11 protein-coding genes are annotated in these 12,669 nt (G+C 63.0%); 4 read left to right on the forward strand and 7 right to left on the reverse strand.

Features of this window, described 5'->3' with window-relative positions; translation table 11 throughout:
- Positions 1–89: 89 nt before the first annotated feature.
- The 5 genes from thrS to ACWI6D_RS05440 form a co-directional block, all read right to left on the reverse strand.
- Complete coding sequence (gene thrS, locus ACWI6D_RS05420; RefSeq protein WP_449133950.1) at positions 90–1,982, reverse strand: threonine--tRNA ligase; 1,893 nt, start codon at positions 1,980–1,982, stop codon at positions 90–92.
- A gap of 368 nt (positions 1,983–2,350) precedes the next feature.
- Positions 2,351–2,851, reverse strand: coding sequence for a zinc ribbon domain-containing protein (locus ACWI6D_RS05425; protein ID WP_129424442.1), 501 nt, complete (start codon positions 2,849–2,851; stop codon positions 2,351–2,353).
- Positions 2,852–3,252: 401 nt separating this feature from the next.
- Positions 3,253–3,594 carry an AzlD domain-containing protein gene (locus ACWI6D_RS05430; RefSeq protein ID WP_302718346.1) on the reverse strand — a complete coding sequence of 114 codons (342 nt, stop codon included), beginning with the start codon at positions 3,592–3,594 and terminating at the stop codon, positions 3,253–3,255.
- Positions 3,591–4,466, reverse strand: a complete 876-nt coding sequence (locus ACWI6D_RS05435) for an AzlC family ABC transporter permease (RefSeq protein WP_288285505.1) — start codon at positions 4,464–4,466, stop codon at positions 3,591–3,593. The genes ACWI6D_RS05430 and ACWI6D_RS05435 overlap by 4 nt, the downstream gene beginning before the upstream one ends.
- A gap of 65 nt (positions 4,467–4,531) precedes the next feature.
- Positions 4,532–5,575 carry a deoxyguanosinetriphosphate triphosphohydrolase gene (locus ACWI6D_RS05440; protein WP_337368523.1) on the reverse strand — a complete coding sequence of 348 codons (1,044 nt, stop codon included), beginning with the start codon at positions 5,573–5,575 and terminating at the stop codon, positions 4,532–4,534.
- Positions 5,576–6,038: 463 nt separating this feature from the next.
- Here ACWI6D_RS05440 and ACWI6D_RS05445 point away from each other — a divergent pair, with 463 nt between their 5' ends.
- Positions 6,039–6,947, forward strand: a complete 909-nt coding sequence (locus ACWI6D_RS05445) for a MarR family transcriptional regulator (RefSeq protein ID WP_449133951.1) — start codon at positions 6,039–6,041, stop codon at positions 6,945–6,947.
- A 35-nt stretch (positions 6,948–6,982) separates the two neighbouring features.
- On the opposite strand, the gene ACWI6D_RS05450 is transcribed toward ACWI6D_RS05445, so the two are convergent.
- Positions 6,983–8,470, reverse strand: coding sequence for a response regulator transcription factor (locus ACWI6D_RS05450; protein WP_449133952.1), 1,488 nt, complete (start codon positions 8,468–8,470; stop codon positions 6,983–6,985).
- A 316-nt stretch (positions 8,471–8,786) separates the two neighbouring features.
- Here ACWI6D_RS05450 and ACWI6D_RS05455 point away from each other — a divergent pair, with 316 nt between their 5' ends.
- On the forward strand, positions 8,787–10,442 hold the full coding sequence (locus ACWI6D_RS05455; RefSeq protein ID WP_303251306.1) for an FAD-binding protein: 1,656 nt from the start codon (positions 8,787–8,789) through the stop codon (positions 10,440–10,442).
- Between the two features lie 134 nt (positions 10,443–10,576).
- Positions 10,577–11,263 (forward strand): cytochrome c3 family protein, encoded by a 687-nt coding sequence (locus tag ACWI6D_RS05460; protein WP_449133953.1) that lies wholly within the window; start codon positions 10,577–10,579, stop codon positions 11,261–11,263.
- Positions 11,264–11,404: 141 nt separating this feature from the next.
- Here the strand turns inward: ACWI6D_RS05460 and ACWI6D_RS05465 are convergent, their stop codons facing one another.
- On the reverse strand, positions 11,405–11,803 hold the full coding sequence (locus ACWI6D_RS05465; protein ID WP_449133954.1) for a hypothetical protein: 399 nt from the start codon (positions 11,801–11,803) through the stop codon (positions 11,405–11,407).
- On the opposite strand from ACWI6D_RS05465, the gene ACWI6D_RS05470 reads away from it, so the two are divergent.
- Positions 11,784–12,365, forward strand: coding sequence for a DUF5692 family protein (locus tag ACWI6D_RS05470; protein ID WP_236648277.1), 582 nt, complete (start codon positions 11,784–11,786; stop codon positions 12,363–12,365). The two genes, ACWI6D_RS05465 and ACWI6D_RS05470, sit on opposite strands and share 20 nt — an antisense overlap.
- The last annotated feature ends 304 nt before the right edge of the window (positions 12,366–12,669 follow it).

Genomic DNA, 12,669 nt, shown 5'->3' on the forward strand with positions numbered 1-12,669 from the left:
CGCGCCACGAACCCTTCGGCCCCCCCTCCCTCCAACGCGGCCCGCCTGGCTAACCGCGGGCGGGCCCGCCACATCATCCGCAAAAACGCTTATGCGCGCGTGCGGGTTTCCTCAAGCACCTTCGCGATGAACTCGTCGGTTGCGAACGGGTGCGTCTCGTTGGAGCGGTCGCGCACGGAGATGGTGCCCTCTTCCGCTTCCTTCTCGCCCACGATGATCATGTACGGCACGCGGTCGATGCTGCGGGCCTCGCGGATCTTGTAGCCGATTTTCGCGTCGCGGTCGTCGACGGCCACGCGGATGCCGGCCTCGTCAAGCTTCGCGGCAACCTGGTGCGCGTAGTCGCGGCTCTTCTCGGACACGCACAGGACCTTCACCTGCATGGGGGCCAGCCACACGGGGAACTTGCCCGCGTAGTGCTCGATGAGGATGCCGATGAAGCGCTCCACCGAGCCGAAGCACACGCGATGCAGCATGATCGGGCGCTTCTTCGTGCCGTCGTGGTCGACGTATTCCAGGTCGAAGTTCTGCGGCATCTGGAAGTCAAGCTGCACGGTGCCGCACTGCCACGTGCGTCCGAGCGAATCCTCCAGGTGGAAGTCGATCTTCGGGCCGTAGAACGCGCCGTCGCCCTCGTTGAGCTCGTAGTTCATGCCCAGCTCGGCAAGCGCGGTTTTCAGGCCGCTCTCGGCGGCTTCCCAATCCTCGTCGGAGCCCATGGAGTCGTCGGGGCGCGTGGACAGCTCGACGTGGTACTTGAAGCCGAACTGCTGGTACACCGAGTCGATGAGGCGCACGACGCCCACGATTTCCTCGGTCAGCTGGTCGGGGCGCACGAACAGGTGCGCATCGTCCTGGTTGAAGCAGCGAACGCGGAACAGGCCGTGCAGCGCGCCGCGCATCTCGTGGCGGTGCACCGTGCCGATCTCGCCGGCGCGAATGGGCAGGTCACGGTAGCTGCGGGGCTTCGATGCGTACACGAGCACGCCGCCCGGGCAGTTCATCGGCTTGATGCAGTACTCCTCGTCGTCGATGGTGGTGGAGTACATGTTGTCCTTGTAGTGGTCCCAGTGGCCGGAGGTTTCCCACAAATGGCGGTTCATGATCAGCGGCGTGGAGATTTCCACGTAGCCGGCCTTGTGGTGAATCTCGCGCCAGTACTCAAGCAGCGTGTTCTTCAGCAGCATGCCGTTGGGCAGGAAGAACGGGAAGCCGGGAGCCTCGTCGCGCATCATGAACAGGTCCATCTCGCGACCGATCTTGCGATGGTCGCGCTTCTCGGCCTCTTCGAGGTTGTGCAGGTACTCGTCCAGCTCGGCCTTCTTGAAGAACGCCGTGCCGTACAGGCGCTGCAGCTGCTCGCGGCTGGCGTCGGCGCGCCAGTACGCGCCTGCAAGCTTCATGAGCTTGATGGCGCCGATTTTGCCGGCAGAGGGAATGTGCGGGCCGGAGCACAGGTCAACGAACGACCCGTGACGGTAGATGGTGATCTCCTCGTCGGTGAGGTCATCGATGTGCTCAAGCTTGAAGCGCTGGTCGGCGAAGATTTCCTTTGCCTGCTCGACGGTGACCACCTCGCGCACGAACGGCTCGTTCTTCTTGATGATCTCGGTCATTTTCTTCTCGATGGCGCCGAAAACGTCGGACGAGATGTTCTCGGGCAGCAAGAAGTCGTAGAAGTAGCCGTCGTCGGTGGCGGGGCCGAACGCGATCTGCGTGCCGGGGTAGAGCTCCTGCACGGCTTCGGCCATGATGTGAGCGCAGGAATGGCGCAGGATGTGCAGCGCCTCGGGGCTTTTCGCCGTGATGATCTCCACGGCGGCGCCGTCGTGCACGGTTGCGGTCAGGTCGACGAGCTCGCCGTCGATCTTTCCGGCGAGCGCGGCCTTCGCAAGGCCCGCGCCGATGGAAGCCGCCACATCAGCGACGGTTGCGCCGGCGTCGAGCGTTTTCTTCGATCCGTCGGGCAAAACGATTTCCATGATACGTTCCTTTCTTGGGGCCGGGCAGGTGCAAAACGCCTGCGCAGCATGTGTATTGCGGTTACCGTATAGTACACCACGGCAACGGCCTTCATCCTACCGTAACCGGGTTGTTTTGGAACGAATTACCCCGCGCGCGCATAGAAGCACCACGCAACAGCGGGCGGAAGCGCTTGGGGCGGTTCGGCATGGCGGGCCCGACCTTAAGCGCCAGAGGTTTCAAATGGCGAAGGCTTTGCATGGCAAGCGTCTTGCGCAAGCGGGCGCTTTCGCATCCGGAATGGGACATGGGGACTGTCCCTTTGTCCCATTAAGACGAAACGAGCCGCCTTCGTGGGCGGCTCGCGATTTGCTTGCGGAGGTTCGCACTATTCCGGGCGCTGCGGGCGCGGGGCGCGCTGTTGCGCTTGGGGCTGCGGGGCGCGGCGGGCTTGGCGCTGGCCGGCAACGGGGCTGGCGCAGTACGGGCATACCGTCCACGACGGCTCAAGCGCGTGGCCGCAGTGGGAGCACAGGTTCTTCAGGCGCTGATGGCAATTCGGACACAGGACGTAGTCGGCCTCGACGGGATAGCCGCAGTTCGCGCATTCGCCGTAGTGCATGAGCTGGCGCTGCTTGAGGGCAACTTCCAGTTCCTGCTCGTCGCGGTCGATGAGCAGCAGCGGCGGGCGCAGCAGGCAGTACGCGATGACGCCGACAAGCGGCACGAGCGCCACGATGCCCCACACGTACCAGTACGTGCCGCGCAGGTACGCGTCGCGCGCAACCCATACGATGGACAGGATATATAGGATGACCAGCAGCACCACCACAACGGTGAACGCCATCTGGATTTCAGGCGTGATCAGCTGCGAAAGCAGTTCGCTCATAATGTCCCCATTCTTTCTTTTCAGGTAGGCGCCTTATCGATGCGCCTGACGCGAAACGTGCGCGGTGAGGCCGCCCGGTTTCCCGATTAGCACATATACGACCCGTGATTATAGCAAAGCCGCAAGGATGTTCCCCCATTCCCCGTCAATTTCCGCAATCTGCGCAGGTGCAGCGAAGGATAGCGAAGGAAGCGGAGCGCGCGATGCGGAACCTGGGGAAGGCAACCATGCGCAAAGCGCGAATAGCGGACGGCAGGACTGGTGCCGCCTGGTCGCCCGACGCCTGGCGCTTGAAGCAAATAGTTGACAAACCGCCCTGTCTCCTTGTTAGCTTTGAGAATAATTCAAGCGAGCAAGCGCTCGTTTCCGCAAGACGCCGCATTGCGCAGGAGGCCGCAGCACTAGAACAGGCCGGGGGCGAAGAAGAATGCGAGCGCGGCGTAGCTGGCGCAGCCGGCGATGGCGCACCACAGAAGCGACTTCGTCTTCCATGCCACCGCCACGACGACGGCCGCTGCCGCAAGCGGCATAGCCGCAGGCCACAGGCCCGCGTCGAACATGCCCGGGGACAGCAAGTCGTTGGCAACCAGCGCGGCAAACGCGGCCGGCGGGATGAACCCGAGCGCGCGCGCCAAACCTTCAGGCAGCTGGCGGCCTTTCAGGACGAACAGCGGCACGCAGCGGCAGATAAGCATGGTGACCAGGCACGTTGCGAACACGATGGCGAAATCTTGCATGCTCATCGACCCTCACCGCCTTCCTGCGCGCTCTCGCCCGCCTGCGCGCTATTACGAGGTGCGGCGTTTACGTCGGCCGGATTACCGCACGGAAGATCGACATCCTGGCAAGAGCGAGCCCGCGCATCGGCAGCATTCGCCTCGCCCGCCTGCGCGCTTTCGACCTGCGCGTCGAGCGCGGCAGCCTCGGCAACGCGACCTCGGCGCACCTGCGACACGAGCATGGCGGCCACCACGCCAAGCACGGCGCCCACCAAGATGGCGGGGCCGGCCAGCCCGACGGCCTTGCACGAGAACACGCCCACCATGGCAACGAACGCAGCCACGGCGTTTTCGAACGTGACCTTCTGCGTGACCAGTAAGCAAATAAAGATAGACGTCATGGCGAAGCTGGCGATGGCTAGCGGAATGCCCAGCGCGCTGCCGATAAGCACGCCGGCAACGTTGGACAGCGTCCACGACGCACACGAGCACAGGTTCACCACAGTGGCGCGGCGCACGTTCCACGTTCCCGTGGCGAAGTTCGCCATGTTCACGCCGAAGCTTTCGTCGGTGACCGTGGCCGAGAACAGAAACGACAGGCCTTTGCGCTCGTTGGCGCACATGGGCGCAAACGACGCCGAGTACAGCATCTGGCGCGTGTTCACCAGCGACACGCTGGCCACGATCGACGCGATGGGACTGCCCGCCAGCCACATGTTCGGGATCATGAACTGGCCGGCGCCGGAATAGAACATGCAGGACAGGAAGAACACCTGCACCGCGTTCAGCCCGATGGAGTCTTCAAGGATGCCGCAGGGAATGCCGATGGCAATGTAGCCCAGCACGATGGGGATGGCGGCCTGCACCGCCGGTTGGATGTCGTTTGAGAGTTTCATAGCCGCCTGATTATAGCCGTTCGCGCACGCCGAAAACAGGGGTTGCAATTGCGGCGCGGACGCGCTTAGCGCATGAAGTCGCGGGGAACGAACAGGCGGTTGAACGTGGCGGTGGCGAAGCGGTCGGTCATGCCGGCGATGTAGTCGGTGACGGCCTGCAGGTCATCGCCGCCGGAGATGGCGCGGTATTCCTCGGGCACTTCGCCGATGTTGGCAACGTAGTAGTCGAACAACTGTGCCACCAGGCATTTCGCCTTCTGTACCTCCACAAGCACCTGCGGGGCGGTGTAGACGTTGGCGAACAGGAAGCTGCGCAGCTCGTTCATGGCGTCCCACACCGGCGCGGACAGCATGATGTCGTCGGCGGCCGCCGAGGTTTCCACCATGTTGCGGACCAACAGCTCGATGCGACTGGAATGGTCGGGGCCAAGGACGCGGCGCGTGCTTTCGGGCAGCGCGGCCTCGGTGAGCAGGCCGGCGCGGATGGCGTCGTCGATGTCGTGGTTAACGTACGCGATGCGGTCGGCCGTGGCCACGATGCGGCCCTCGAACGTGTCGGCGCGCACGGGGCCGGTGTGGTGCAGGATGCCGTCGCGCACCTCGGCCGTGAGGTTGAGGCCGCGCCCGCCGTTCTCGATGCGCTCGACGACGCGCAGGCTTTGCTCGTTGTGGCGGTACTGCGCCGCTGCCTGGGCGCTTGCCGGGTCGATGCCGCGATGGCGCGCCAGGCACGCGGCCAAGGCGGCCTCGCCCGTGTGGCCGAACGGCGTGTGGCCCAGGTCATGGCCAAGCGAGATGGCTTCGGTGAGGTCTTCGTTGAGGCCGAGCGCGCGGGCGATGGTGCGCGCGATCTGCGCGACTTCAAGCGTGTGCGTGAGCCGCGTGCGGAAATGGTCGCCCTCGGCGGCAAGGAACACCTGCGTTTTGTGCGACAGGCGTCGGAAGCTTTTCGAGTGCAAGATCTTATCGCGGTCGCGCTGGTATTCCGTGCGCAGGAAGTCGGGCTGCGCCGACTGCGCGCGGCCTTCCGTTTCGTCCGAGAACGCGGCGTCGGGCGACAGGAGCACGTGCTCGCGCTGCTGCTGGTCTTCACGGTGAACGATGTTCATGGTGGCCTCCTTGCGCTTGAGGTTTTCCGCCTGTGCACAGTATAGCGCCCAGCTTGGCAAAGCACCTGGCAGATGGGGAAATTTGGCAGCCGATAACCGCCGCGCCCGCACGACGGCACGAGCCGCGGCGCCGAGGCAACGCCGTGGCAAAACGCCTGGGAAGCCTCGGGCTTGCCTGCAGTCCGCCGAGCGCCGCCAAAAAGCGAACGGGCGAAGCGAGCAACCCCGCAGCCGCCGCTTTCGCCGCCTTCCCCGGCAAAAGCAAATCCCTTTCGCTTTCCGCATGCGCCGGCTCAGATACGCGAACTCGAAGCGAGCGGCGAAGATTATGGAAAGGTTCGCAACATATGCGGGACAAAAGGCCACAGGTGGGGCGAAATAGAGTACGATGTATTCACGTACGTAGCGAAACTGAAAGGCTGACATGGCACCAACGTCCACACGGCAAGCAAACGAGCGGCTTGTGCTCGATTCCGCGTTCTTCGTGGCCTTCGAACTGGCCCACGAAGGCCTGAAATCGGGCCTGCACGAGGTTAGCTGCCTGAACTGCACGCAGTACCGCGTGCTGGTGAAGCTTGCCGCCGCCGAGCCGGAGGCCATCGCGCAGAAGGACCTGGGGCTGATTTTGGACCTGAAGCCCAACGTGGTGACGCACGCCGTGAACACGCTTGAAGACGCCGGGTTCGCGCAGCGCGTGGCGGCACCGGGGCGGCGCGGGTCGGCCGTGCGCGTGCTTGAGGCGGGCATCGCGCACATCGAGCGGGCGAACACGGCCATCATCGCGCAGCTGTATCGCCTGTTCCCCACGCAAACGGCGCCGTTTCGCTCCATCCTGGAGGCCGCCGTCATGGCCGGCGCCACCATCGAGCCGCCGCTTTCGCGCGAGATGTCGCGCAAGTTCTTCGCGTCGCGCGCCTTGGCGTCGTTCGAGGTGCTGCGCCGACGCATGGAGCACGCGCTTGCCGAGTCGTGCGACGGCGCCACGTTTTCGGAGTGCCGCGTGCTGCAACGATTGGGCGAAGTGGGACATCCCATGCGCATCGTGGACGTGGCGCGCGAGCTGAAGCTGACCAGCGCCACGGCCGTGCGGGCCACCGACCGGCTTGCGGCGCGCGGCTGGGTGGAGCGCATGAGCTCGCCCGACGACCGCAAGGCAGTGTACGTGGTGACCACCGATGCGGGAGAGTGCATGCAGCAGATCGTGCTTGCCGGCGTGGACCGCGTGGCCACGAAGTACCTGTGGAGCCGCCTGACGCCCGAGAAGTGCGCCGACATCGCGCGCGCCGGGCACGTGGTGATGGCCGACCTGCAACGCCGCGAAGAGGCCGAGCGCCTCAGCAGCCTGGGAAAGCTGCGCCCGCTGGAACGATAAAACGCCGCCCCGGCGCTACCGGCACCCGCAGCGCATCAACCAGCGTTTTTCGCCTCAACGTTTTCCTGCAGGCCGTCCACCCCGAGTAGATCGAACAGCTCCTCGCGGGAGTGGATGTCGAACTTCTGGTACACGTGGCGCACGTGTGCTTTTGCCGTACCGTTGGCTATGTAGAGCTCGCGCTCGATCATGCCGACGGTCTTGCGCTGCGCAAGCAAGATGAGCACCTCCGTTTCACGCGACGTCAGGCCGAAGCGTTTGGCCAAAAGCTCGCAGCGATCGGCAAGCTCCTGTTTGCGCACGGCCTCCCCGTTACCTTCGGGCCCCACCAAAAACGATGCGCCCCACTTGCTGGACAGCTCCTTTTGGGACAGCAGGAAAAACGTCCCCATCACCACGGCCAGAATGGCGATGCCGCTTGCGATGGTTGTCCCCCGCACTGAGCCGACGGTGATGACCGACCCGTATTCGTACATGCAGCGCCCCAGGAACATGAATACAAGCCGCAAGCTGCGCTCCATGCCGAACAGCCAGATGGCAGATACCCCGTAGCGATAGCACAGGTTGCTGCACAGCACCATGATGAGGATGGAGAACGCCGTGTAGCCACCCGCCACGCAAAATCCGCTGAGGTAGTCGTCAGTGAACCCAAGTACGGAAATCAAGAACAACGCCACCACCGTCAGCGGCAACGCGATGCGGCACAACGTGTTGAAATCGAATTTGTCGCGCTTAACGAGCACGCCGAGCAGCACCACGCCCGATACCGCGAACGTTCCCGGTGAGGAATGCGGGCCGAAATAGCCCTGGTAGGCGTTTGCCTCGACGATACCGTACGAAAACGCGAAAAAGCCCATGAGCAAGATGATCTTCCACGGCACCGAAATGCTCACCCACGCCTTTTGCGGGCGCTCGCCCTCGGGCAGCAGCGCAAACCCCTTGCGCGCACTCGCAAGCGACACGATAGGCAAAAGCGCCGTCATGACGAACAGCCACGGCATCTTCAACCCCATATATAAGTAGATAATAAGCGCGCCGACGACGAGCGACGCCGCATAATACAGCGTCACGCGAATGGGGTTCAAACACCCGTACAGCTCGCTCCAAATCAAAATGATAAGGCCCAGCCCCACGCCGCCAGCAACCGAGGTGACCACGCCGAGCGACCCTGCCAGCCCCGGCGCGAAAAACGAGGCGAACAACAACACCGTCGAAGCGAGCATGGCCGCCGCGCACAACGCGAACGGCCAGCGCTTCGTGTACAGCGGCCCGATCCTGCGGGCCAGCAAAACAAACAGTACCATCTCGGCGACGGCACTAAAATCGAATAGGTCGCGCGTCGAGAGTGAAAACGCCGGGAAGTTCACGAACGAACCGACGAACGTAATCTCGATCCACGCGCGGTACACGCCCAGACCCAAAAACGCCAGCGGAATGGGTGCATACAGGCCCCTCAACCGGCGGCGTGCCTGAGGCGCGTCGTTTTCCTCCCCCGCTTCCTTCGCGGCTGCGATTCTTGTCATATCCCGTCACATCCCTCTTCTCCACGAGGGTTATACGCTGTGCTAAACCCTCTCCCCCGCTTTCCATTCTACACGAAGGCGCTTCGCCTGCCGAGTCGGTAGACGAAGTAAGCAATTGCATTTCCCCAGTTCAAAAGTGGGTTATCCGACAGGGTTATAGAAATAGCCCCCCGAATAACGAAGCCGGCCGATGCATCGACGCGATTGTGAAGATACGGTGAAGACACGGCAACGGGGAATTGCAAGGAAGGGGAACGTTGCCAGGCCCCGCCTTAAGCCAAGCGCAGGCTCGGGCCTCCATAGGAAAGGAGTAACCATGTCCAAGGAAATGTCGCGCCGCGACCTGTTCAAAATGAGCGGCATCGCCGCTGCGGGCGTCGCCGGCGCCTCGCTGTTCGCCGGATGTGCGCCCAAGAGCGCATCTTCGGCTTCCAGCGATGCCAAAGCCGCAAAGGGCGGCGCAGACGCAGGCACGACCACCGCAGCCGGCCACAGCCGCGCCGGGCTGCCGAGTTTCCTCGATGCGCCGGCGGCCATCACCGACATCAAGGAAACCAAGGACTACGACGTGGTGATTGTGGGCGCAGGTGCTGCTGGCGTGCCCGCCGCCATCACCGCCAAGCAGGCAGGCGCAAGCGTCGCGGTCATCCAGAAGGAAAGCACCGCCATCTCGCAGGGCAACACCGCAACCGGTATCCTGCTTGACAAGTCCGACCCAGCCGGCGTCGAAGCCGTGGTATCCACGCTGCTTGCCAAGCACGAATACCGCGCCAAGCGTGAACAGGTTGAGCTATGGGCGAAGAACTCCGGCGAGGCCATCACCTGGCTGTTTGAAACCGCGCAGCAGTGCGGCGCGCAGGTTTCCGACACCACCAAGAAATGGACGTCCGGGGTACAGAACGTCAACGGCTACGAGGTGAACTACCTTTCCATCGATTTCGGCCCGAAGCCCTATAACACCGGCGAGGGCATGAAGGCCCTGGCGGAATACGCCGAGAAGCAGGGCGTGGATTTCTTCTACTCCACCGAGGCCAAGCAGCTGGTGGGCGATTCGAACGGCATCACCGGCGTCATCGCCAAGGGAAGCGATGGCAACATCCAATTCAACGCCAAGAAGGGCGTCATCCTGGCCGCCGGCGACTACCAAAACGACGACGACATGGTCAACTACTATATCCCTGATCTGAAGAACCTCGGCCGCAAACAGACGAACAAGACCGGCGACGGACACAAGATGGCCATCTGGGCAGGCGGCGCGATGGAGGAAATCGGGCACACCAAGATGCTCCATGACTTCGATGCCGGTCCGGGATCCATGTGCGACATGCCGTTTTTGGCCGTGAAGATGGATGGCACGCGCTTCTGCGATGAGACCTGCGGCATGTCCATCATGAACAACTTCTTACGCAGCGAAACCGATCAAGGTAACTACTGCCAAATCTTCGACAACAACTACACCGAGACGGCCGCAAGCTGGCCGGGCAAGCTGTTCGACCAGGAAGCCATCAAGGCCTATATGCCCGAGGAACCCGGCGAGAAAAAGGGCGTCTACGAGGGCCAGATTGCCACGTTCAAGGCAGATACCCTTGATGAGCTGGCCAAAAAACTCGGCATCACCGACGCCGCCGCCTTCAAGAAGGCTGTAGAGCGCTACAACGAGCTGGTGGCCAAGGGCGTGGACGAGGACTTCGGCAAAGAGGCCAAGTACCTGGCCCCTATCGACACGCCTCCATTCTATGGAACCCATCGCCATGTGCGCGTGTCCGCCATCGTGTCGGGCGTGAACGTTGACGAACACATGCGCGTGCTCAAGGACGGCACGAACGAGGCCATCCCCGGTCTGTTCGCCATCGGCAACGTTGCCGGCAACTTCTTCGCAGGCGTTGACTACACCATGTGGATGCCCGGCCTATCGCTTGGACGCGCCCACACGCAGGGCTACGTGGCCGGCAAGTACGTGGCAAGCCTGTAGCACATCCTTATCTCCCATCTTGCGCGCCGGCATGAAGCCCGCCGCAGATGCGGGGCTTCCCCCTCGCTGAGCGCCCTTTCTTCCCTCCGGGCGCTCAGCATATATTCGCAGACGAACTTCTAGAGGAGACAGCCATGGACACGCCGTCGAGCGCATCAAACGCGAAAGCAAAGAAAAGCAAGAAACCGCTGATCGCGGGCATCGTCGTTGCCGTGGTCATCGTAGCCGGCATCGGTTTTTGGACGTGGCACAACACACCGGGTTTTTGCGGCGTGTGCCACACGCCCATGAGCACCTATGTGGACACATTCGAAGCGCAACCAGGTACGCCGGCAGTCGATAAGTGGGGCAACAACGTCAGCGATGCCAGTTCGATGCTTGCCGTCACGCACAAGCAGGCAGGCGTGGAGTGCCTGTCGTGCCACGTTCCCTCCCTTGGCCAGCAGATCGGAGAGGTTGCGGAAACCATCACGGGCGACTACTATTACCCGCTCGCAGAAACATCGATCACCGAGCTGATGGAGAACTCGGGGCAGAATTCGTCCGACGAAGCGGCGTTTTGCCTGAAGAGCGGCTGTCACACCGACGCCGCCGGCGCCGACATCACCACGCGCAGCCAGCTGATGGACGTCACGGCCGACCGTTCGTTCAACCCGCACAGCAACCATCACGGCGATGCGACCTGCAGCGACTGCCACAAGTCGCACCGCGCATCGGTGATGGCGTGCACGGAATGCCACAACGACGCCGCCGCGAGCATGCCGCAAGGCTGGGTTGACTACAAAACCGGCAAGCAGATCGCCGATTCAGCGCTGAAGTAGTCAATCAGCCCGTCGCCATTCGCACGCAAAGCGCGAAAAGCCCTCGCCAAACAAATTGGCGGGGGCTTTTGCGTTGCCGAGCTTTATGCGCGCACGTCAAATGGAGCCGCGTGCATTATGCTGCGCAGTTTTCACACCTTGCTACTTTGTGAAGCGGGCCGCTACCAGCAGCATTGCCACGTTTACGGCGGCGTCGAGCGCGAACAGGCCGCCTACTGCTGCCAGGTTCGGGCTTGCCGCGTTGATGGCCGCGAACGTGAGCACCGTCAGCACCATCACCACCGCGCCGCACGCCGCGGCCGCGCCGACCAGATTCCAGCTTGCGCGCCTGCCGGCGCGCGCCATGCACGCGCACACCATCTGCGCCGCCGCTCCAAGCAGCGTGCCGATGAACGCCGTGAACACCACGGCCGCCACCAGCAGCACGCCGGCACCCGGCAGCTTCGACGACATGGAGCCCACCTGCACGCCGGACAGGATGCCACTTGCCACCACCAGCAGGCACACAAGCGAAACCGCCGTGCGCGCGTTCGGCACCACGTGGATCTCTACCGAGGGCGTGGAGCTGCACGGCGGCTGGCACAACGTGTTCAACGGCATCGCGGGCATCTTGAACATCTTCGTCATGACCGGTTGGTTCGGCATCTATGTGTCGAAGAAGAAGCAGGACATGCTGTGGCCTGACATGACCTGGGTGTTCATCATCTCCTACGACATCTGGAACTTCTGCTACACCTACAACTGCCTGCCGACGCACTCCTGGTACTGCGGCTTGGCCCTGCTTCTGGCCCCCACCGTGGCCGGCATGCTGTGGAACAAGGGCGGCTGGATCCAAAACCGCGCGAACACGCTGGCGCTGTGGTGCATGTTCTGCCAGGTGTGTCCCCTGTTCGCGAACGATTCCATCTTCGCCGTGCAGTCGGTGAACGACCCGAACGTGAACCTGGTGGTATCGCTGCTGGCCTTAGGCGCGAACATCGCCGCACTGGGATACGTGGCCTACCGCAGCAAGAAGCTGGGCCGCAACCCGTACACGAACGAGATTTTCGTGGGCACGAAGGATTACGAGAAGGCCATGTCGCGCGAAGAGAATGCCGCGTAAGAGCGAGGCTTGCACGAGAAGGCCATGCTGAGAAAGGAAGAAGCGGGGGCGCAACGAGCACGGCGTGGTTCAGCTGACCGCGATAACCCTTGCAGATGAGGCGAATCGAGGGCGGAGCAAATGCTCCGCCCTCTTTGCGTTGGCACCAGCCCCATTGCCGCTTGCGCTCGCGGGGCAAAGCCCATAAAGCAGTGACGCGCCGTCGGCGCTGCTTTAGCTGGGTTGAGCTTTCGCTCGACCCTACGAATCGAGGCCTCGAGCTCCGACAACGCCGCAATCTCATCGAAGCCCGCAACAAGATTTC

It is taken from the genome of Senegalimassilia sp., assembly GCF_977052095.1.